Origin of the sequence: Sphingomonas baiyangensis (assembly GCF_005144715.1) — a bacterium.
In the GTDB taxonomy this organism is placed as follows: domain Bacteria; phylum Pseudomonadota; class Alphaproteobacteria; order Sphingomonadales; family Sphingomonadaceae; genus Sphingomonas; species Sphingomonas baiyangensis.
Genome location: NZ_SWKR01000002.1, coordinates 519,417 through 540,154, shown reverse-complemented (window position 1 = coordinate 540,154; position 20,738 = coordinate 519,417). Strand labels below are relative to the sequence as shown.

General features: G+C 66.5%; 18 protein-coding genes. 9 read left to right on the top strand and 9 right to left on the bottom strand.

Annotation, left to right across the window (positions count from 1 at the left end; genetic code table 11):
- Window positions 1-73 precede the first annotated feature (73 nt).
- A complete protein-coding gene (locus FBR43_RS05790) occupies window positions 74-1,507 on the bottom strand; it encodes an MFS transporter (RefSeq protein ID WP_249276471.1) in 1,434 nt (477 codons plus the stop codon).
- Window positions 1,508-1,684: 177 nt separating this feature from the next.
- Between FBR43_RS05790 and FBR43_RS05785 the strand changes: the two genes are divergently transcribed.
- Entirely contained in the window at window positions 1,685-2,473 is a 789-nt protein-coding gene (locus FBR43_RS05785; RefSeq protein ID WP_136944055.1) for an SDR family oxidoreductase, read from the top strand.
- 73 nt (window positions 2,474-2,546) lie between these two features.
- Window positions 2,547-3,962, top strand: coding sequence for a cell wall hydrolase (locus FBR43_RS05780; RefSeq protein ID WP_169542514.1), 1,416 nt, complete (start codon window positions 2,547-2,549; stop codon window positions 3,960-3,962).
- Between the two features lie 10 nt (window positions 3,963-3,972).
- Here the strand turns inward: FBR43_RS05780 and FBR43_RS05775 are convergent, their stop codons facing one another.
- Entirely contained in the window at window positions 3,973-4,323 is a 351-nt protein-coding gene (locus FBR43_RS05775; protein ID WP_136942266.1) for a hypothetical protein, read from the bottom strand.
- 105 nt (window positions 4,324-4,428) lie between these two features.
- Between FBR43_RS05775 and FBR43_RS16095 the strand changes: the two genes are divergently transcribed.
- From FBR43_RS16095 to cysK, 4 genes are all read left to right on the top strand, one after another.
- Complete coding sequence (locus FBR43_RS16095) at window positions 4,429-4,587, top strand: hypothetical protein (protein ID WP_169542513.1); 159 nt, start codon at window positions 4,429-4,431, stop codon at window positions 4,585-4,587.
- Between the two features lie 65 nt (window positions 4,588-4,652).
- Window positions 4,653-5,477, top strand: coding sequence for an alpha/beta fold hydrolase (locus FBR43_RS05770; protein WP_136942265.1), 825 nt, complete (start codon window positions 4,653-4,655; stop codon window positions 5,475-5,477).
- Between the two features lie 67 nt (window positions 5,478-5,544).
- Window positions 5,545-6,873, top strand: coding sequence for an MFS transporter (locus tag FBR43_RS05765; protein ID WP_136942264.1), 1,329 nt, complete (start codon window positions 5,545-5,547; stop codon window positions 6,871-6,873).
- Window positions 6,870-7,790 carry a cysteine synthase A gene (gene cysK, locus FBR43_RS05760; protein ID WP_136942263.1) on the top strand — a complete coding sequence of 307 codons (921 nt, stop codon included), beginning with the start codon at window positions 6,870-6,872 and terminating at the stop codon, window positions 7,788-7,790. The genes FBR43_RS05765 and cysK overlap by 4 nt, the downstream gene beginning before the upstream one ends.
- A 21-nt stretch (window positions 7,791-7,811) precedes the next feature.
- Here the strand turns inward: cysK and tpiA are convergent, their stop codons facing one another.
- The gene (gene tpiA, locus FBR43_RS05755) at window positions 7,812-8,558 is read right to left on the bottom strand and encodes a triose-phosphate isomerase (protein ID WP_136942262.1); all 747 of its coding nucleotides are present in this window, start codon (window positions 8,556-8,558) and stop codon (window positions 7,812-7,814) included.
- Between the two features lie 162 nt (window positions 8,559-8,720).
- Here tpiA and FBR43_RS05750 point away from each other — a divergent pair, with 162 nt between their 5' ends.
- Genes FBR43_RS05750 through FBR43_RS05740 form a run of 3 tightly spaced genes read left to right on the top strand, consistent with a single transcriptional unit; the run spans window position 8,721 to window position 11,419 of the window.
- Window positions 8,721-9,110, top strand: coding sequence for an HAD-IIIC family phosphatase (locus FBR43_RS05750; RefSeq protein ID WP_136942261.1), 390 nt, complete (start codon window positions 8,721-8,723; stop codon window positions 9,108-9,110).
- Window positions 9,107-10,687 carry a capsular biosynthesis protein gene (locus FBR43_RS05745; RefSeq protein ID WP_136942260.1) on the top strand — a complete coding sequence of 527 codons (1,581 nt, stop codon included), beginning with the start codon at window positions 9,107-9,109 and terminating at the stop codon, window positions 10,685-10,687. Before FBR43_RS05750 ends, FBR43_RS05745 begins: the two co-directional genes overlap by 4 nt.
- A 6-nt stretch (window positions 10,688-10,693) precedes the next feature.
- Window positions 10,694-11,419 carry a glycosyltransferase family protein gene (locus FBR43_RS05740; protein WP_136942259.1) on the top strand — a complete coding sequence of 242 codons (726 nt, stop codon included), beginning with the start codon at window positions 10,694-10,696 and terminating at the stop codon, window positions 11,417-11,419.
- Here FBR43_RS05740 and FBR43_RS05735 read toward each other — a convergent pair.
- From FBR43_RS05735 to FBR43_RS05710, 6 genes are all read right to left on the bottom strand, one after another.
- Entirely contained in the window at window positions 11,416-12,555 is a 1,140-nt protein-coding gene (locus FBR43_RS05735) for a glycosyltransferase (protein WP_169542512.1), read from the bottom strand. The genes FBR43_RS05740 and FBR43_RS05735 overlap by 4 nt on opposite strands.
- A 25-nt stretch (window positions 12,556-12,580) precedes the next feature.
- Window positions 12,581-14,551: a polysaccharide biosynthesis protein gene (locus FBR43_RS05730; protein ID WP_169542511.1), complete on the bottom strand. Its 1,971-nt coding sequence runs from the start codon at window positions 14,549-14,551 to the stop codon at window positions 12,581-12,583.
- Window positions 14,552-14,699: 148 nt separating this feature from the next.
- A complete protein-coding gene (locus FBR43_RS05725) occupies window positions 14,700-15,764 on the bottom strand; it encodes a glycosyltransferase family 2 protein (RefSeq protein WP_136942256.1) in 1,065 nt (354 codons plus the stop codon).
- Between the two features lie 38 nt (window positions 15,765-15,802).
- Window positions 15,803-17,215, bottom strand: a complete 1,413-nt coding sequence (locus FBR43_RS05720; protein WP_136942255.1) for an O-antigen ligase family protein — start codon at window positions 17,213-17,215, stop codon at window positions 15,803-15,805.
- Window positions 17,212-18,432 carry a tetratricopeptide repeat protein gene (locus FBR43_RS05715; RefSeq protein WP_136942254.1) on the bottom strand — a complete coding sequence of 407 codons (1,221 nt, stop codon included), beginning with the start codon at window positions 18,430-18,432 and terminating at the stop codon, window positions 17,212-17,214. The genes FBR43_RS05720 and FBR43_RS05715 overlap by 4 nt, the downstream gene beginning before the upstream one ends.
- Before the next feature lie 32 nt (window positions 18,433-18,464).
- Window positions 18,465-20,720 carry a GumC family protein gene (locus FBR43_RS05710; protein ID WP_136942253.1) on the bottom strand — a complete coding sequence of 752 codons (2,256 nt, stop codon included), beginning with the start codon at window positions 20,718-20,720 and terminating at the stop codon, window positions 18,465-18,467.
- Window positions 20,721-20,738: the final 18 nt, after the last annotated feature.

Below are 20,738 nucleotides of genomic sequence, written 5' to 3'. Positions count from 1 at the left end.
CTTTTCGAGCTTTCCTGGGGAGGAAAGATGCCCGTCGGCGCCCCATGAGCGCCGGCGGGCATTTTCGTGTGGCTCAGCCCGCGCGCGCCAGCCGCTCGATTCGCGCGCGGTGCTCGGCAGGGCCGAAGGGAAAGCGCAGAAACAGCCATGCCGCGGTGATCGCCAGCGCGAAATAGGTGCCCGCGAACAGGATCGTCAGCCAGTCGAGCGTCGCCGCCGGCACCGCGCCCGGCGTCGCATTCTCGGGGAAGCCCGCGGCTGCCAGGATCAGCCCCGACACGAAGATGCCGACGCCGCCCGTCGCCTTCTGCACGAAGAACGCGCCGGCAAAGAAAACCCCTTCGCTGCGCCGCCCCGTATCGACCTCCGAATGTTCGACGACGTCGGCCATCATCGACGCGCCGAGGATCGCGGTACCGATGCTGGCAGCCGTGTTGACGATGTAGATGCCGAACAGGATCGGCACCATCGCAGCCTCGCCGGGCGCTGGGAACCAGCCCGCGAGCCGCAGCACGAAGGGCAGCGCCTGAAGCGTGCCCGCCGTCGCGATCAACAGTGCCGCCGCGCGCGGCTTGCCGATCCGCTTGGCGAGCGCCGGCGCGCCGAGAAACGCCAGAACCACGCCCACGAACAGCACGCCGGCCAGCAAGCCGAAGGTCGCGGTCTCGAATTCCCAGACGAAGCTGTAAAGATAGTTCGACAGCGAGAAGCTGATGCCCTGGATGGTATAGGCGAACAGCCCCGCCGCCATCAGCATCAGAAACGCCCGGTTGCGCGTCGCCGCCAGCAGCTCGGCAAAGGCCGTGCGCACGCCGCCCTTGGGCGCGGGCTGGCGCGGCAGCCGCGCGATCTCTGCATGCGTGCCGAGCGCCGATACGAGGATCGCCACCAGCATGATGCCCGCCCCGGTCGCTCCAAACGCCGTATAGCCGTCGCGATTGAGCAGGCCGTTGGCCTGCCCCGGCTCGGGCACCAGGAAGATCTGGTACGCCGCCAGCAGCATCAGCAAGCCCGCCGCCCATCCGAAGATGTAGCGATAGGCGGTTATCCGCGTGCGCTCGTCGTAATCGGCGGTGAGCTCGGGCGTCAGCGCCTGGCTCGGGACCTCGTAGGCGCTGACCGCCGATCGCACGAGCACCGCCGCCCCGAACAGCCAAGCGAGCGTCCAGCCGGGACTCAGTTCGGGTGGATTCCACAGCAGCAGCCATCCGAGCGCGATCGGCACCGCGGCCGAATACATCCAGGGATGGCGCCGCCCCCAGCGCGTGCGCGTGCGATCCGATGCGATGCCGATCACCGGGTCGATGCAGGCGTCGAGCAGCAGCGCGCACATCACGACGAAGCCGACTTGCGCCGACGGCAGGCCCATCACCTGATTGTAGAACAGCAGCAGGAACGTGCCGAAACCATTGTCCTTGATACCATAGGCGACCGCACCGAACCCGTAGGCGAGTGTCGTCGTGGTGCCGACGCGGCGGACGGGCGGCAAGGCAGGCGTATCGGCCACAGGCAACTCCGGTACAGGTCGGCGCGACCATATAGGGGGCGCCTCACAGGTCAACGCGGCAGAGTTGGAAGAACGGGTATGCCCCATGTGCTTGCGATTGACGCCGGCGCGCTATAGCGAAGGCGACATCAACCGGCACGCATGGAAAGTCGGGAACGGCGAGGAGCAATGCAGATGATCGACACCGACAGTCTTTTTCGCCTCGATGGTCGCGTCGCGCTGGTGACCGGCGGATCGCGCGGCATCGGTCGTATGATCGCCGAGGGCTTCGTGAAGATGGGCGCGCGCGTCTATGTGAGCTCGCGCCGCGCCGAAGCCTGCATCGCGACTGCCGAGGCCTTGGGCGACAATTGCCACGCATTGCCGCAGGACGTGTCGACCGTCGCTGGCTGCAAGGCGCTTGCAGCCCAGCTCGCCGAGCGCGAGGCGTCGCTCGACATCCTCGTCAACAATGCCGGTGCGGCTTGGGGCGAACCGTTCGAGGACTTCCCGGAAAAGGGCTGGGACAAGGTGATGGACCTCAACGTCAAGTCGCCCTTCTTCCTCACTCAGGCGCTCCATCCCGCGCTCAAGAGCGCCGCCAGCCGTCAGCGTCCCGCCAAGGTCATCAACATCACCTCGATCGACGGGATGCGGCTCAACGGCTGGGAAACCTACAGCTATCACGCCTCGAAATCAGCTCTGATCTACCTCACCAAGCGCATGGCCGCGCGGCTGATCGGCGACGCGATCAACGTCACCTCGATCGCGCCCGGCGCGTTCGCCAGCGACATGAACAAGGCCGCGCGCGACCATGGCGATGCAGTGGCCAAGGCGATTCCCGCCGGTCGCATCGGCGAGGCCGAGGACATGGCGGCGGCCGCGATCTATCTCGCCAGTCGAGCGGGCGACTATGTGGTTGGCGAGACGATCACCGTCGACGGCGGCCTCGTCAACGCGTCGCTCGGCCGCAGCATCGACGCCTGATCGCCAGCTAGGATCGGGCGGCGGCCGTCGCCCGTTTCCACCGCCACGATAAATCGGCTAAGGCGCGCCGCCCATGCACGAGCGACGCGCCCTTTCCGAAGACCTCATCACTCCCGCGCCCGCTGCGCCGGCGACGGTATCGAGCCGCCTGCGCTGGCTGCTAACAGCGTTCTCGCTGTCGGCCGTCGCGATCCCCGCGCTGATCGTCGCGAACGCCCCGCCAATTATAGCCGTCGAGCAGCGCATCGCGCAGGCGCCGCGCCGCGTCATCCCGCCGGCCGAGCTGCCCCCGGTCGAGCCGATCGCCTTCGTCGCGGTATCGCCTGACGATGCGCAGACGTTCAACGCATCGATCCCCTTCTCGACCGCCCCCAATCTGCCCGCGCGACCGTTCCGCATCACCGGCTCGGAAGCCGACATCGCGCGCGCCGCGGATTGCCTCACCGCTGCCGTTCTGTACGAGGCCGGCGACGACACTGAGGGGCAGCGCCCGGTGGCGCAGGTGGTGCTCAACCGCGTCCGCCATCCGGCCTTTCCAAAGAGCGTCTGCGGCGTCGTGTTTCAGGGCGCCGAACGGCGTACCGGCTGCCAGTTCACCTTCACCTGCGACGGCGCGCTGCGACGCCGCTATTCGGACGCCGCGTGGGAGCGTGCGCGTGCGGTCGCCACGGCGGCACTGAAGGGCTATGTCGACAAATCCGTCGGCACCGCCACGCATTACCATACCAACTGGGTCGTGCCCTATTGGAGCTCGAGCCTCGACAAGATCGTCGAGATCAAGACGCATCTGTTCTTCCGCTGGACAGGATGGTGGGGCACGCCGCCGGCGTTTCGCGGCCGCTACCTGGGCGCCGAGCCGGCGATAGCCAAACTCGCCTCGATTGCGCCCGCGCATGCCGAAGGCGCGCTGGCGGACGCCGCAAATGACGGCGAGGCTGCCGCATCGATCGAGACCGCGGCGCTTCCCGCTCCAACGGCGGCGGACCCCGACAGCTTTCTCGTGACGCTCGATCCGCGTCTGGCGCCCGCGCAATGGAGCGGGTGGGCACTGCGCCTGTGTGGCGACCGGCCCTATTGCAAGGTGCTGGCATGGACCGACGCTGCCGAGACTCCGGCCACCGCGACGACCGACGCGCGCACCATGGAGCGCGTGGCGTTCAGCTATCTTCGCGACAATGCGCGCGGTTTCGACAAGGCTTTGTGGAACTGCGACCGGTTCGAGCGACCCGACCTCGCGCAATGTATGAAGGCGCGCGTCTTTCTGCCGAGCACGCGGCGCGCCGACGATTTCCGGTTAGAGATGCTGCCGGGATCGGGACTGCGATCGGCCTTGGGCGTACGTCCCGGTATTGCGGAAGGCGCGCGCGAGCCGGTCCTCGATCTCGGTGGCGTCCGCCGACGCGGTGACCCGCCACCCGAGAAGGCAGAGCAGCCTGCCGCGGCCAAACCACCCATTGTCGGGCCAGCGCGACCGCCGCAATCACCCTGACCGGACGTAGTCAGTCGGGCTCGACCGACAGCAGCAGCTCGCCACCATATTTGGCATCGCCGGGATTGAAGAGATCGCTCACGAAGAAGGGTTGATCGGTCACCGCCAGATCGCCGAGGCCGATAAGCTTGAAGGTGCCGAGCTTCGGCTCGCGCGGCGGCGCGCCGTTCAGGCGCAACGTGACGCCATCCACGAACAGATCGCCATGCTTGGTCCACGCGGCATGCGGTGCCATCAGCACCTGCGTGCGGTTATAGGTAGCGGTGAGGCACCGCTTGCGGACGATCGCTTCGAACACCCGGGGGGCCGGCCCCTCGGGCGCCGTCGCCGCTACGCGATCCTGTTCTTCGAGAAGCTGCATGCCCGTCATATAGCGCCTTTGCTGCAACGCAGCAAGAACGTGACCGCCGTCGCACGGTTCCTATTCGCCGCTCATACGTTGAGATGGCAAATTAAGGAGAGACATATGGAATCCGGCCAGACCAACAAGCCCGATGGCGAGCGTACCGATGGCACAACCACGCCCGTCGATGAGCGCGGCGCGGTACAGAACCAGTCGGAAACGACGGCCGATGCCTATCCCGACAAGGCACGCCTCCAACCCGACAAGCCTGTTGATAAGTAACGCACCTCGACGGAACGCGGCGATACACGCTTCGTTAGCGGGCAAGGCCATGCCGGAGTAGATCAATGCCCTATATCAAGACGCGCGACGGAACCGACCTATATGTCAAGGACTGGGGCAGCGGACGCCCCGTCATCCTGATCCACGGCTGGCCGCTGTCGGCCGATAGCTGGGATCCGCAGGCCATGGCGCTCGCCGAGGCGGGCTATCGCGCCATCGCGTACGACCGGCGCGGTTTTGGGCGCTCGGGCCAGTCCTGGAGCGGCTACGACTATGATACGCTCGCCGACGACCTCGCCGACGTGATCGAGTCGACTGGCGCGGGCGATGGCGCCGCGATCGTCGGCTTCTCGATGGGCGGCGGCGAAGTCGCGCGCTACATGAGCCGGCACGATGGTCGCGGCGTCGCGATGGCGGGGCTGATCGGATCGGTAGTGCCGGGCATGCTCAAGAGCGAGGCCAATCCGCACGGCGTGCCGCAAGAGGAACTGGAGAACATCGGCCAGAAGGTCGCCGAGGACCGCTACGCGTTCTTCAAAAGCTTCTTCCGCGACTTCTATGGCGTCGGCGTCCTCTCGCACCCCGTGAGCGACGAGCTTGTCGACTGGTCGTGGACCGTGGCGATGCAGGCGTCGCTTCGCGCGACGTTGGCCTGTGCGGAGGCGTTCGGCACCACCGATTTCGTGCCCGATCTTGCCGCTTTCACGGTGCCGACCCTCGTCGTGCACGGCACCAAGGATGCGACGGTGCCGATCGATGCCACCGCGCGCCGCGTGAAACAGCATGTGCCGAGCGCTCAGCTCGTCGAGTATGAGGGCGCGCCGCACGGCCTGTTCGCGACCCATGGCGATCGACTGACCAGCGATCTGCTCACCTTTCTTGGCGGCTGATCTGCATTTCGCCGCGTGCAGCAATGCTTCGTTGCACGCGGCGTCCGCGTATCGCTAGGGCGGGCGGATGGCGACTACGCATCCTTTCCGGCTTCACAATTTTCGCGCCTATTGGCTCGCGCGTCTGTCGAACACGCTGGCGCAGATGGCGATGGTCGTCATCATCGGCTGGCAGGTGTACGACATCGCGCGCGAGACGATGCCGATCCGCGAGGCGGCGTTCCAGCTCGGCTGGATCGGCGTCGCGCAGTTCGTGCCGCTTGCGCTGTTGTCGCTGGTGGGCGGCTGGGTGGCCGATCGGCTCGACCGGCGCTGGATCGCCCGCGGGGCTGTCATGCTCGAGCTGCTGTGCGCGGCGCTACTCGCATGGCTGACCTGGGCCGATGCGATCACCCTGCCCTGGCTGTTCTTCGTCGCGGCATTGCTCGGCGTGGCACGCGCTTTTGCCGGCCCTGCCCTGCAGGCGCTCGCGCCCAATCTTGTCCCTGTCGCGGTACTCCCGGCGGCGATCGCGATGAGCTCGATCGCGTGGCAGGCCGGGTCGATCGCGGGACCGGCGATGGGCGGCTATCTCTATGCGATCGAGCATTGGCTGGCCTATGCCGTATCCGCCGCGCTGTTCGGCCTTGGCCTCGCGATGCTGATGCTCATCCGCCCCGTCGCGCGCAGCCAGATGACCGGCGCACGCAATCCATGGCGGCAGATGGCCGAGGGCCTCACTTATGTGCGGCGCAACCGGCTGGTGTTCGGCGCGATCAGCCTCGATCTGTTCGCGGTACTGCTCGGCGGCGCCACCGCGATGCTGCCGATCTACGCGCGCGACATTCTCATGATTGGCGCGGAAGGGTTGGGCCATCTGCGCGCCGCGCCCGCCGTTGGCGCCGTGGCGGTAGCGCTGCTATTTGCCTGGCGGCCCTTGAAGCGCGAGGTCGGCGTCAAGATGCTGTGGTCGGTAGCCGCGTTCGGCGCGGCCAATGCCGTGTTCGGTTTTTCGGCGCCGCTGCTTGAACCGTTGCTCGGCCCATCGGCCGTGGGCCACGATCTGGCACCGGCTGTCGCGATCGCGCTGGTGGCGCTGTTCTTCGTCGGCGCGACCGACATGGTGTCGGTCTACGTCCGGCAGTCGCTGATCCAGTTGCACACGCCCGATGCGATGCGCGGGCGAGTCGGCGCGGTATCCACCCTGTTCATCTCGGGATCGAATGAGCTTGGCGAAGCACGATCGGGCTTCCTCGCCGCGGCGATCGGCCCGGTTGCCGCGGTCGTCGGTGGCGGGGTGCTTGCAATCGCGGTGACGGCATGGTGGGCAAGGCTGTTCCCCGAACTGCGGCGCGCACGCACGTTCGACCCGCCCGAAACGCTCGAGTTCACGCCGATCAAGGAGACGACGACATGAAGGCGAACACCATCCTCGATACGATCGGAAACACCCCGCACATCCGCATCCAGCGGCTGTTCGGCAACGCCGAGGTCTGGATCAAGTCCGAACGATCGAACCCCGGCGGCTCGATCAAGGATCGCATCGCGCTCGCGATGGTTGAGGCGGCGGAGGCCGATGGCAGCCTCAAGCCCGGCGGCACGATCATCGAGCCGACCAGCGGCAATACCGGCGTCGGGCTGGCGATGGTCGCCGCGGTCAAGGGTTACAGGCTGGTCCTCGTGATGCCCGAGAGCATGTCGATCGAGCGGCGCCGCCTCATGCTCGCCTATGGCGCGAGCTTCGACCTGACGCCACGCGACAAAGGCATGAAAGGCGCGATCGAGCGTGCGATCGAACTGGTCGGCCAGACCGAAGGCGCGTGGATGCCGCAGCAGTTCGAAAATCCTGCGAACATCGATGTGCACGTACAGACGACCGCGCAGGAAATCCTCGCCGATTTCGCCGATGCGCCGCTCGATGCGATCATCACCGGCGTCGGCACCGGCGGCCACATCACCGGCGTCGCCGAAACGCTGAAGCAGCATTGGCCGTCGCTCAAGGTCTATGCCGTCGAGCCCGAGGCATCGCCCGTGATTTCGGGCGGGCAGCCCGGCCCGCATCCCATCCAGGGTATCGGCGCAGGCTTCGTGCCGACCAATCTACATACCCGCGCGATCGATGGCGTCATCCAGGTGGCGGCCGATGCCGCCAAGGACATGGCCCGGCGCGCGGCGCGCGAGGAAGGAATGCTGGTGGGTATCTCATCGGGCGGCACCCTCGCAGCGATCGCGAAGAAGCTGCCCGAACTGCCTTCGGGCGCGCGCGTCCTCGGCTTCAACTACGATACCGGCGAACGCTATCTCTCGGTCCCCGACTTCCTGCCCGAGCAATAGGACGCGATCGATCGGCGCCGCTCAGATCGCTGCGGCGGCGTCGATGATGGGCACGAACTTCTCGGCGGTGAGACTGGCGCCGCCGACCAGCGCGCCATCGACATCGGCAGTGGAAAGGATCGCCGGCGCGTTGGTGCCCGTCACCGATCCGCCGTACAGGATGCGGATGCCGTCGGCGGCGTCGCCGACGAGCTGACGCATCTTCGCGCGCGCGATAGCGTGGATCGCGGCGATCTCGTCAAGCGTCGGAGTGCGGCCCGTGCCGATCGCCCAGCGCGGCTCATAGGCGAGCGTGAACCAGTCGCCGCTCGCGTCCTCGGGCACCGATTTCTCGATCTGCGCCTGTACCACGCGCTCGGCGCGGCCGGCGTCGCGCTCGGCCTCGGTCTCGCCGCAGCAGAGGATGACGCTGAGGCCCGCCTGACGGGCGGCTGCGGCCTTTGCCCACGCGTCCTGGCTCGTCTCGTTCTGGTCGGCGCGACGCTCGCTATGGCCGACAATCGTCAGCGAAGCGCCGGCTTCGCGCAGCATCGCCGCCGACAAGCAACCGGTGTGGGCGCCCTTCGCCGCGGCATGGCAGTCCTGCGCGCCGATCGGCAGCGCGCCCGCGCGCGCCACGGCAGGCGCGATCAGCGTGGCCGGCACGCACAGCGCGACGTCGACGCCGGAATGGCGGGCGGCGGCAGCGGCGATCGCCTCGACCTCGACGAGATCGGCGGCCATGCCGTGCATCTTCCAGTTGCCTGCCACCAGCTTGCGTCGTGTCATCGCGCGCGCTCCCCTGCCCGTCCGGCGCGACCGATACCAGCCATGCGCGGCGATACAAGCTCGAGAGCCGGGCAAACCGGAGACACGGCTTGCAATATCGTCCGAAATCCCCGAACCCGCGGCAACGTTCGCTGCGGCGGCGCCAAGGGGGAAAATCCGTCAATGCCACGTATCGTGATCGACCTCGACGATACGATCACGCAGGACCGCAGTTCGGCCGAGTATCGCGAGAAGCTGCCCAACCTCGACGTGGTCGAGAAGCTTCGCGAGTATCGTGCGCAGGGCTTCGAGATCGTCATCCATTCGGCGCGCAACATGCGAAGCTTCGCGGGCGCCATCGGGCGCATCAACGTGCATACGCTGCCGATCGTGCTCGAATGGCTTGCTCGGCACGACGTACCGTTCGACGAGGTAATCATGGGAAAGCCCTGGTGCGGCGAAGGCGGTTTCTACGTCGATGACAAGACCGTACGGCCCGACGAGTTCGCCCGCCTCTCGCTCGACGAAATCTATGCGCTCGTCGGCTCGGCGGCCCCTGGGGACGCGCCGTGACGACACGCATCATAACCTCGGGCGCCTATGTCGGAGGCGAACTGGAGGCCGAGTTTGGCCGCATTCCTCCCGCCTTCCTGCCCGTGGGCGGATCGCTGTTGCTGTATCGGCAGATCGAGAGGCTTGCCGCGCCCGGCGTCGACCTGATCCTGTCGCTGCCCGATGACTTCGAGCTCACGTCGATCGAGCTCGAACGCATTGCCGCCGCCCGCGTACGCATCGTCCGGCTCGATCCGCGGCTTTCGCTCGGCCGCTCGATCGCCTGCGTGCTCGCCGCGATCGAGAAGACCGGCCCGGTCGAGATCGTGCATGGCGACACGCTCATCGCACCGCCCGAACCTGACGCTGCCGATGCGATGACCGTCGGCGAAGTGAGCGACGGCTATCATTGGGCAGTCGTGCGCGTCGAGGATGATCGCATCACCGAGGTGAAGCAGGGCGCGCTTGATCGCGAGCCGGCCTGCGCACCGGCGATCCTCACGGGCTTCTTCCGGTTCTCGAGTCCGCAGGCGCTGCTCCGCGCGCTGATCCAATCGGGCGACGACTTTGCGCGCGCACTCGATCTCTATGCGTCACGCCATCCAGTAGCCGCGATCCCCAACGGCAGCTGGCTCGATTTCGGCCATCTGCAAACCTATTTCCGCTCGCGCCACCATCTGGCTGCAGCGCGTCATTTCAATGCCTTGCGTATCGAAGCTGGCGTGGTGCACAAAAGCAGCGACAACGCGTTCAAGATCGATGCGGAAGCCGCTTGGCTCCGCTCGGTGCCGCCGGCGATCCAGCTCCACTGCGCGCGCCTGATCGAACCGCGCGACCGCATACCCGACGGCAGCTATTCGACCGAATACAGCTATCTCCCTACGGTTGCAGAGCTTTATCTATCGCGGCTGGGCATCCCCGGCTGGAACCGCATTCTTGATGCCATCGGCGACTATCTGACGCAGGCGACACGATCGACGGGCGCGCCCGGAAATGCGCTTGCGGCGCTTGCGGTGGAAAAGACGCGACAGCGTATTGCTGCCGCGCCCCATGCCTATCCCTGGCTCGACCGGGCGCTTCGGGTAAACGGCCGCGATTGCCCGACGGGCCATGCCGTTCTCGATCGCTGCTTCGCGATCATCGAAGGCGCGCCGCCGCGCGCTTCGACTGTGATGCACGGCGATCTCTGCTTCTCGAACATCCTCTACAACAGCCGCAATCAGCGCATTCTGCTGATCGATCCGCGCGGCTATGTGCATGACGGGGTCGCCAGCATCGAGGGCGATCTGCGCTACGACGTTGCCAAGCTCGCGCACAGCGTGATCGGACGGTACGACCAGATCATCGCCGGCGAATATAGCCTGCGGGAAGATGGTGAGGCGCTTGAACTCGCTTTTCCCGAAGATGCGACGAAGCGTTGGCTGGAAACTGCCTTTGCAGCGCGATCGATCGACGGCCTCGCTTTTGCCGATCCGGTAGTGCTTGCGACTATGGTGACGCTGTTCGTGTCGATGATCCCCCTGCACTCGGACGATCCGGTTCGTCAGAAGGCGTTGTACGTCAACGCGATGCGCCTGTTTTCCGAGCATGTTGAGTAATTGCCGATGATCGTGATTCCCATGGCCGGGCTGAGCAGACGCTTCGTCGAGGCCGGTTATACCCAGCCCAAGTTCATGCTGCCCCTGGGCGAGCGCACGGCATTCGATCTCTCGGTGCTGAGCTTCGAGCGATATTTCGCCGATCGGCCGTTCCTGTTCATCGCGCGGGAGAGCGGCGGCGTCGAGGCGTTCATCGAAACGCACTGCGCGATGCTGGGAGTGCGCGATGTGCGGGTAGCGCTGCTCGACCAACCGACCGCTGGACAGGCCGAGACGGTGGAGCAGGGAATCGATCGAGCGGCGGTCGATGGCAGCACGCCGCTTACGATCTTCAATATCGACACGTTCCGGGCCGGATATCGCGAGCCCGATACCGCGCGCTTGGCGATGCTCGACGGATATCTCGAGGTTTTCCGAGGCGAAGGCGCCAACTGGTCCTATGTGCGGCCCGCGCCTGAAGGCGAGCGGATCGCCGCCGAAACCGCCGAAAAGCGTCCGATATCCGATCTCTGCTGCACTGGCCTGTATCATTTCGCGCGCGCCGCCGACTTCCGCCGCGCACTGGATGCCGAGCGGACCGCACCCCAAAGCCACGAACTATATGTCGCGCCGCTCTACAACCACCTGATTGGCGGCGGCGCCACGATCGGCTACGAGTGCATCGAGCCGGACGAAGTCGTTTTCTGCGGCACGCCCGCCGAATATGAGGCGCTCCTCGCGCGTCCTGATTAAGGTCTGCTATCGAGTAGCCGGTCGAACAGGCGAGCATATTCGCCGATGATCGACGCGCGGGCAAAATTAGTATCGAGATGGGTCGCCGCGCGAAGGGCAAGCGTGCTGCGATCCGCTCCAATTGCGCGCAACATGGCATCGGCGAGCGCTGCGGAATTCTCGGGTTCAGCCAGAAACCCTGTTTCGCCATCGAGGATCATCTCGCGAGTCGCGCCGGTACATGCGGTGGCTGCCACCGGGACGCCCAGCGCCATCGCCTCGAGTATCGCGTTGCTGAACCCCTCGTAGCGCGAGGACGATACGAAGACGTCGCTGCCCGCGATCGTGGCGAGCAGCGTGTCGCTGAACCCCGGCATCACCACCGAATCCGTGATTCCCAGCTCGCTTGCGAGCGCTTCGAGCGATGTGCGGTCGGGTCCCTCGCCATGGATCGCCAGGCGCGCATCGCGGTGACGCGCCAGCACCGCCGGCATCGCGCGTAGCAGGACGTCGAAACCCTTTTGCGGCATCAGCCGCCCGGCCGCTACGATTGCGGGCGCTCCGGGCGCGAGCGGCGCGCCTCTGACGGCCTGCGCCTGGTATTGGGCCTCGACACTCGACCGATCGACAGGATTGCCGATGACATGCACCGCCTCTCCGCGTCCGGTCATTCTGGCCAGTTCATCGCCCATATCGCGCGATTGCGCTACCAGCGCATCGGGGCGCCCGAGCGACCAGCGTACCAGCCGCTCGGCAATGCGGTGCTTTACGAGCGACCGGCGCTTGAGAAGCGCGAAATCGGCAGCGACGGCGTTCGCCTGCCTGCTGACCAGCACCGGCCGATGCCGCTGCAACGGCTGCGCGAGCGCCGCCGTCAGGTTCATGCGCAACGTGGTGAACATCAGATCGGGCCGAGCGGTGTCGATCCAGCGTGCAAAGGCTCGCACTGGATAGCGCCGGCCCTGCCCGATCACCACGCGCTCGACGTCATCAGGCAGGTCTTCGTAATAGCGGCCGCCCGCGCGATGCGTGACGAGCGTGAGGCGGAACCGGTCGCGCGGCAAATGGCACAGAAGCTCGTGAATCACCCGGTCGGGCCCGCCGGCATCGAGCTCGGGTATCGCCAGCGCGACATTGGCGCGCGCAGATGCGCTCATGTCCCGCCCGTCTTCGCGCATTCGCTCAGGCTTGCACGCTCAGCAGAGCGCTATCGCCAGCCACATGATCGCCGCGCAGCCCGATCGCGGGCGTCTGCTCCTGCAATCGGGGGCACCGGAATTCGGGAACGAGCCGCGCAAGTTCGGCCAGCATCGCGTTTTCGCTGTCGAGCCGAACGGCCTCGCGCAGCCGATCGAGATGCATGCGCAGCGTTTCCTGATCGCAGCTGCGCGCGCGCGCGATGTTGCCCTTGGGGAACGGAGCCGGCAGCAGGCGCTCTTCGGCGTGAGCCAGCTCCTCGAACAGCTTTTCGCCAGGCCGCAACCCGGTCACGCGTATCTCGACGTCGACGTGCGGGCGCAGACCGTGGAGCTGGATCATCCGCTCGGCCAGCGCCATGATCTTCACTGGTTCGCCCATGTCGAGCACGAACACGCTGCCACCCTCGGCGCCGCCGCGGTGAACGGTTGCGCTGGCTGCAAGGATCAGCAGGCACGCCTCGGGAATCGTCATGAAATAGCGCGTGATGTCGGGATGCGTGACGGTCAGCGGTCCGCGCTCGGCGATCTGCCTGCGAAACAGCGGAACGACCGATCCTGCCGAGTCGAGCACGTTTCCGAAGCGCACGCAGCTGAAGCGTGTGGCGCCTGCCGCCGCATCTGCGCCGGGATCATAGGCCTGACAGATGATTTCGGCCCAACGCTTGGTACAGCCCATCACATTGGTGGGATTGACCGCCTTGTCGGTCGAAACGAGCGTGCAGAGCTCGACGCCGTGTTCGGACGCCAGCCGCGCCACATTGTGCGTGCCGAATACATTGGTGAGGATGGCCTGCGCCGGTGCATCCTCGAGCATCGGCACGTGCTTGAGCGCTGCGGCATGCAGGACAAGCTGGGGGCGCTCGCGTTCGAATACGCGACGCAGGCTGGCAACATCGCGAATGTCGCACAAGGCGAGCGAGCGCGCGACGCGCGGGAAACGCTGCGCCATTTCGAGATCGATCTGGTAGAGATTGAACTCGCTGAACTCGACCAGCACCAGTCGCGCCGGTGCCTGCGCGGCGATCTGGCGCACCAGCTCGGAACCGATCGATCCGCCCGCGCCGGTCACCATCACCACCTTGCCCGCAAAGGTCTGTGGAATGGCGGGGTCGTCGAGCGTCACCTGCTCGCGCTGCAGGATATCCTGAATCGATACGTCGCGTACCACATCGCCCACGCCGCCCGGCTCGACCAGCGTAAGCAGGCTGGGCAACCGGGCCAGCCGAAGCCCGCTGCGTGCGCTGATATCGAGCGCGTCGCGAAGCTCGTCGGGCCGCTCGCCATCCTCGGTTACGATCAGTCGCGACGGCTGGATACCGCGCGCGCGCAACATCTCGATCTGCTCGTCGAGCGTGTCGAGCGAGCCTAACGCCTCGACGCCGCGAATGCGGCGCCCGACAAGCGCGGCCTGTTCATGCAGAATGCCCGCAATGCGATACCGCCGATGCGCGGCGTTGAAACGAATGAACTGCTCCGCGCGCGGTCCCGCACCATAGAGCAGCACCGCTTCGGGCGCCGGCCCGCCAGCATTGGCCCGCTCGTGCTGCCATTCGGCATACAGTCGCAGTAAAAGCCGCGGCGCCACCCAGCCCGCCAGCAGCATGACGAACGAACCGATGAGGATACGGCTCGCAGCCAGCGTGTATTCCAGCGCCAACGTGCCTGCCGCCACCACGACGCTGACGATCGCCGACGCGATGGCCAGCGCGATCACGTCGGAAAGCGATACCCGGCTCCATGACTGGCGATGCGCCTGGACGCGGTAGAGTGCGGCAAGCGACGCGGTAACCGTCAGGCCCTGCAGTACCAGGATGTCGCGAAGATAGGGGAAATTGAGCAACGGCACGAGCACGATGAACTGCGCGGCCAGCGCCAGCAGCAGATCGCAGGCCATCGAAAAGCGGCGGCGTCCGAGCCAGTCGCGACAGCGTTCGATCAGCATCGTGAGTTGCATGAGCCGCTTCTTCCCCGATTTCACGACGCGCCGTTCGCCGGCGCCCGCCATCCTTGGGGCTGGGTGCGCGACCCCGGACCAGCCCGATATGGAGTGAATTACCAGAAACGGTGCCATTACGCAAACGCAGCACGGCCCGAGCGTCTCGTTATGGTGCGGCTGGTGTATCGCGCCATCGGGCCAGCGCACGGCGCATGGCGATGCGGGCAAGACCGGTGCCGGCAGGCCCTGCGGCGAGCAAGGCCCTCAGCGCCTGAACGCGGGCATTCGAGCGCGCAAGGCGCGGATAGGCGGCCTTCCCGAACGCAAGGCCACGGCGCGCCTCGCTGCGATTTCCTTCGGCCACGAACTTCATTCCGCGCAGGGCGACATCCTGCTCGATGAACGCGCGCTCGAGCGCGGCCCGGTCGATGCCTGCGCGTTCAAGCAGTTCGGCGGGCGTGTCGAAGGTAGCGGCATATTGATCGGCCATATGTCGGAGCGCACGCTGCGCTTTCTGGACGGCATTCTGGTTCTGGTCGTGGACCCGGTACGACACGAGCGGCGCATCGACGTGGATCGCCTCCGCGGCGACGCCGAGCAACTTCCACGCGAAGAACTTGTCGGGTGAGAAGAAGCGAACCGCCGCATAGCCCTCCACGGCTTCATACAAGCTACGCGGATAGCAGGTCGAGGCGAACTGGAACGGCGTGCGCATCGACAGCATCGCGTTGCGCAGCAGCAGGGCGGCATCGATGCGCCACACCGGCGCGCCCGCGGCGGCTTCGAGCGCGGCATCGCGACGTGCGCCGTGCCAGATGCGCGCATCGAACCCGACCTTACCGGTGCGCCGGCCTGCGCCGTCGATGACATGGGCGCCCGAATTGAACACCGTGGCGGAAGCGCCGCTGCCTAGCGCTTCAGCGACCCGCGCATAGGTCGCGAGTGCTCCGGCCTCGAGCAGATCGTCGGACGAGAGCAGGATCATGCGATCCGCATCGGCGCCTTCGCACGCGCGATCGAGATTTGCCGCGAAGCCGACATTCCAGCGGTTCACGCGCAACCGCAGGCGAGGATCGGCGATCGCACGCACGACATCGACCGACCCATCGGTGCTCGCATTGTCGCACACCAGCACCTGTGTCGCCTCGGGCTGCGCAAGGGCGCTGCCGATCGTCTCGCCGATGTAGCCGGCGTAATTGAAGTTCGGAATGCAGATGCTGAAACTGGTCATGCGGAATTCCTCGCGACGCGACTTCGTGCGTGAAAGCGTCAGGCGCGCTGCGGTGTCGCGTTGCGGACATGGATGCGCAATTCGCCGCGCGCATGGCGTGCCGGCGTCGCCACGCCTACCGACGCCGCCAGCGCGAACGCGCACATCATCGCGAAAGGCACTGCTGCCCCGAGCGTGCGCAAGGGGAAATCGACAACGCTGTGCAACAACACGAGACCCACGGCCATGCTCGCCGCCTTGCCCAGCGTCGCGGCATCGCCCGGCGGCGCGCGCCAGTGCAACCGCGTCGTGCCGAGCCACAAAATCAGGAAGCCGACGATCACGACAATCCCCGCAGCGCCTGCCTCGAGCCAAAGCTCCAGATAATCGTTGTGTGCATGATTGACGTAATATTGCCCGAGATTGACCGCACCGCCGGCCGACTTGAACATCGTCTCGAACGATCCGAACCCCGACCCGAACGGGAAGTAGCGCCATCCAAGTTCGGCAGTGATCGGCGCCGCTACGATCCGCAATTCGTCGGTCGAAAGCGACGCGGCCTCCGCAACCGCGCGCGTGCCGAGTCCCGACACATAGGCAAGCACGATCACCGCAACGCATGTCACCGCTGCCACCAGCGCCAACGATACCGGCAGACCGCCGCCGCTCCCGCGACGCACGATGAGCAGCGAGAGCAGCATCGCGGCAATGCCGAGGCCGAAGCCGGCCCGCGACCCGGTCATCAGCAATCCCGAAAAGAGCAGCAGGAGCAGCGGACCGGCCAGCAGCCAGCGACGACGCTGCGGAATGGCATCGCCCTTCCGATCAACGCGCCAGGTCGCGATCAGCGTGGCCGACGCGGGCATCGCCATGAGGAGCAAGGTGGCCAGATGGTTACGATTGGCGAAAAAGCCCGTCGCGCTGCCGACGTTCGATATCGCATGGAAATGCAGCGATGGTGATGCGGCAGCGAACTGGAGCGTGCCGAGCGCCAGCGAAATCATGGCGGCGACCAGAAGCACCCCGAGCGCCCGTCGCTGTCCGCGCGGATCGAGCGTGAGCGCGAACAGGAACGCGGCCACTGGCGGCAACAGATGAAACCACGCCGCCAATGTCGCGCCCGGCGTCAGCGAGATGCCAAGCCAGGGCGCATCGACGTCGAGCTGGGCAAACCCCTCGGCGATCCAGCCCCGGTCCGGCATCAGGCGCCAGATATCGGGATCGAGCCGGATAAGCTGGACCAGCGGCAGCGCGATGATCGCCGCCAGCAGCAGAAACGACCAGCGCAGCGCCCGCGTCGGCACGATCCCGCGCAGGCGCCAGGCCGCGATCGCGATCAGCGCGATTGCTGCCAGTTGCAGGAACAGATTAGCGAAAGCCGCACGCCCCGACCCGCCCAGCACAACCGCGAGCAGCACGAATGCGAGAAAGGCCTTCTCGGCATGATGCGATACGACGCGCAAGGCCTTCATGATCCGGCATCCGCGACGCCGGCCGCCGTGATCGCGATGGCGGTAAGCCGCACGCTCGCCGCGCGCCCGAAGGCCGGGTCGAACCCGAGCTCGATCTGCTGGACGCCGCAACCGGCCGGCACGGTGAAGCGGCGCGCCAGCGTGATTGCACCGGTTCCGCTTTCAGGCAGGCGCAACACCGCCAGCGGCTGGTTCGATCGCGTGCACGCCAGCCGCACGGCATAGCCGGCGGAGAACCCGGTCTCGGCCGACTGGAAGCGCGTTTCGAAACGATAGTCACCCGGTGCGAGCGTCAGCGTCTGCGACGCAAGCGACTGGGCCTCGTCGTTGAACATCCGCGCGAACACATGGCGCGCACCCGCTTCCTCGCGCGGCTCTGCGAATCCGTGGCGGCCATTCACGAAGGTCCAGCCGAACGGCGCCGGCAGACGCCCCGTAAATTGCGGGTCCTGCACCTGGTTGGGCGACGGTTCGGCCGCGTTGGTGGCGTAGCTTGCGTACAGGGTTCGAGCCAGATCGACCGACCCCGCACCGAGCGCACCATTCACGGTGGCGCTGAGGAGCGGTTGGGGCAGAATGAAATCGGGGTCGCGACTGAGGTCGATCAACATGCCCACGAACTGGCCCCGAACCCCGGCATCGCGCGAAGCGTGCATCAGGAACGCCGGTCCCCAATTGGGATTGTCGGCGAGCGCGCGTGCGAGGCCGGCGCGCGCCTCGGGCTCGCCGAGCAGCGGCACTAGTGCTTGGGCCACGGCAAAGCGCACGCTCGGCCGGATGCGCATGAAAGCGTCGATATTCTCGATCGCCTCGCCGAAACGCCGTGCGCGCAGGGAACGGTCGAACAGCCAGTACCGCGCGCTGGTGAGGCGTGGGTCGCGCTGCACCGCGGCACGCATCAGCCGCAGCGCCGCGTCCGCGTCACCCTGTCGCTCGGCGGCGATTGCACCAAGATAGAATGGCTCGGCCGAGGCTGGCGCCGCAGCGACCGCGCGTCGGGCATAGCCAAGCGCTTCCGCAGCGCGCGCCGAATCGCCGTCAGCGTCGCCAAGTATCGCCCGTCCCGCCGCGATGAGCGCAACCGACTGCGAATCGTCGATCGCGAGCGCCGTGGCGGGACTGCTGCGCGCCAATGCTCCCGCCAGCGCCGCTTGCGTCGCCGCCACTGCCACCAGCAGCATGGCGCCTCCTGCCAGCAGCGGCACCAAGCGTGGCATCGCGCCCATCGATAGGTCGCGCGCCACCGAAATCAGCTCTCGGCGTCGTTGTACAACCGGATCTCGGTCGCCTTCGATCGCGCGCCCTGGCCATAGCCATAGCCCGAACCATAGCCGTAGCCGTAGCCATAACCGTAGCCATAGCCCGCGCCGGCGGTGCGCGCGTTGAACTTGTTGAGCACGCCGCCCAGCATGTGCGCATCGGCCGAAATCAGCCGCGAAAGCGCCCGCCGCACCGCAAGCCGTCTGCCACCCGACTCGACCACGAAGATTGTGCCTTCACACAACGCCGCAAGGATCGGGGCATCGGCCAGCCCCATCACGGGCGGACTGTCGATGATGACGTGGTCGAACTGTTCGAGCAGGCGCACCAGCACCTCGGCGGTGCGGCGGCTCGCGAGCAGCTCGGCAGGGTTCGGCGGCACCGGCCCCGACGGCATCAGCGAGAGATGCTCGTTGCCGGTGGCATAGATTGCCTGGTCGAACTCGTTATGCCCCGTCAGCAGGTTCGAAAGTCCGACGGCCTCGCCCTTCTTCACCTTGAGAGTAGGCTTGCGCATGTCCGCATCGATCAGCAGCACCCGGTTGCCCACGCGGGCAAAGGCGTTGGCGAGCGCGAAGGCCGAGATCGACTTGCCTTCGCCCGGCCGGCTGCTCGTGACCAGGATCGTACGCGGCGCGCCGGCCGACGTACCGAACTCGATCGCGGTGCGGACCGAGAAATAGGCCTCGCCTATCTCGCCGAACGACGTCGTCACCTCGTCGACCACGTTGCTACCGCCCGGCGCCTTGGGGATGGCGCCCAGAAGCGGCAGTCCCAGCTTGATCACCACATCGTCAGGCGTCTTGATCGAATCGTCCATGAACTCGCAGACGAACGCGCCGAGTAGGCCGATCGCGAGACCTAGTAACGCACCAAGTCCAAGGTTGATGATCGGCTTGGGCACCACCTGCCGCGCCGCCTGCGCCTCGTCGACGATCGAGATGTTGCTCGCGGCGACGCCGTCGGCGACGTCGACTTCCTTGTAACGCTGCAACAACGCATTGTAGAGTTCGCGGTTGGTTTCCACCTCGCGACGCAGGATGTTGTACTGGATGCTGCGGTCGTTGAGGTTGAGCACCGAACCCTTGAGCTGCTCGACGCGCCCGCGAAGCGCACCCTCGCGCGCCTGCGCGGCGGCGAACTCTGAACGCAGCGCGTTGCGCACACGCGCGCGCTCGGCCGCGATGCTGCGATCGATGTCCTGGATACGCGAGCGGATCTGCTGCATCTGCGGATAATCCTCGCGATACAGGTTCGACAGCTCGCTATACTGCGCGGTGAGCTGCGCCTTGCTCGAGAGAAGGCCCTGGATCGTCGGGTTGGTCAGCTCCTCGGTCGTGGTGCCGCCCGACTGGCGGAAACGCTGCTCGGCGGCGACACGATCGCGCACGGCATCGCTGAGCGACGAATTGAGGTCGACGAGCGATGAGGACGTGAGCGACCCAGATCCGCCTTCGCCATCGCCGCCCTCGCCCGTGCCGACGTTGATGATGCCTGCCTGGCGCGCATAGGCAACGGCGGCACGCTCCGATTCCTCGAGCCGCTGCTTGGTCGAGGTGAGGCGCCGAGCCAGCAGGTCGCGCGTATAGCTCGTCGACCCCAGCTTGCGGTCGAGATTGAACTCGATGAAGTTGCGCGCATAGGCATTCGCGACCTGAACCGCGCGCTGCCGATCGGGATGATCGAACGAAATCTGCACCAGCCGGCTATCGGACACCGGCGTCACTTCGAGACCGCCAAGCACTGCGTTGGTCGCGCGGCGAACCGCCTCGTCGGCTGCGCGCGTGGGCTGCTCGCCCTCGGCGAAGCCGAAGCCCGCGACATTGGCGAGGCCCAGCGAGCGGGCCACCCGCTCGGCCAGCGCGCGGCTTTCGAGCAGCCCGTATTGCGTGCGCAGATAATCGGCACGCGCCATCTGCATCTTCGACGTCTGCGATTCGTTGGTATCGATGATCTGCACTTCTTCCGAAGCGATCTCGATCGTCGACGCCGCGCGATAGATCGGCGTCGTCAGCAGCGTGACGGTCAGCGCGATCGCTACGCCCAGCAGAAACGCGCCGAGCACCACCAGCCGCCACTTGACGATCGTGCGCCAGAGATCGGCATAGGTCGATTCCTCGGCGTCGCGCCCGGTGTGGTCATACAGATTGCCGCGTACGTGATCGGGCAGCGTTTCGACGCCGCCCGCGGTCGCGAGTTCGGACCGTCCGGCGGTCAGCAGCTTACGTGGCGCGTGTTCGTTCATATCTGGTCTCGCAGGGCG

Coding starts and splice junctions, on each gene's coding strand:
- FBR43_RS05780 (WP_169542514.1), top strand. CDS start 2,547: ATGCACGAGCGACGCGCCCTTTCCGAAGACCTCATCACTCCCGCGCCC.
- FBR43_RS05775 (WP_136942266.1), bottom strand. CDS start 4,323: ATGCAGCTTCTCGAAGAACAGGATCGCGTAGCGGCGACGGCGCCCGAG.
- FBR43_RS16095 (WP_169542513.1), top strand. CDS start 4,429: ATGGAATCCGGCCAGACCAACAAGCCCGATGGCGAGCGTACCGATGGC.
- FBR43_RS05770 (WP_136942265.1), top strand. CDS start 4,653: ATGCCCTATATCAAGACGCGCGACGGAACCGACCTATATGTCAAGGAC.
- FBR43_RS05765 (WP_136942264.1), top strand. CDS start 5,545: ATGGCGACTACGCATCCTTTCCGGCTTCACAATTTTCGCGCCTATTGG.
- cysK (WP_136942263.1), top strand. CDS start 6,870: ATGAAGGCGAACACCATCCTCGATACGATCGGAAACACCCCGCACATC.
- tpiA (WP_136942262.1), bottom strand. CDS start 8,558: ATGACACGACGCAAGCTGGTGGCAGGCAACTGGAAGATGCACGGCATG.
- FBR43_RS05750 (WP_136942261.1), top strand. CDS start 8,721: ATGCCACGTATCGTGATCGACCTCGACGATACGATCACGCAGGACCGC.
- FBR43_RS05740 (WP_136942259.1), top strand. CDS start 10,694: ATGATCGTGATTCCCATGGCCGGGCTGAGCAGACGCTTCGTCGAGGCC.
- FBR43_RS05735 (WP_169542512.1), bottom strand. CDS start 12,555: ATGAGCGCATCTGCGCGCGCCAATGTCGCGCTGGCGATACCCGAGCTC.
- FBR43_RS05730 (WP_169542511.1), bottom strand. CDS start 14,551: ATGCAACTCACGATGCTGATCGAACGCTGTCGCGACTGGCTCGGACGC.
- FBR43_RS05725 (WP_136942256.1), bottom strand. CDS start 15,764: ATGACCAGTTTCAGCATCTGCATTCCGAACTTCAATTACGCCGGCTAC.
- FBR43_RS05720 (WP_136942255.1), bottom strand. CDS start 17,215: ATGAAGGCCTTGCGCGTCGTATCGCATCATGCCGAGAAGGCCTTTCTC.
- FBR43_RS05715 (WP_136942254.1), bottom strand. CDS start 18,432: ATGCCACGCTTGGTGCCGCTGCTGGCAGGAGGCGCCATGCTGCTGGTG.
- FBR43_RS05710 (WP_136942253.1), bottom strand. CDS start 20,720: ATGAACGAACACGCGCCACGTAAGCTGCTGACCGCCGGACGGTCCGAA.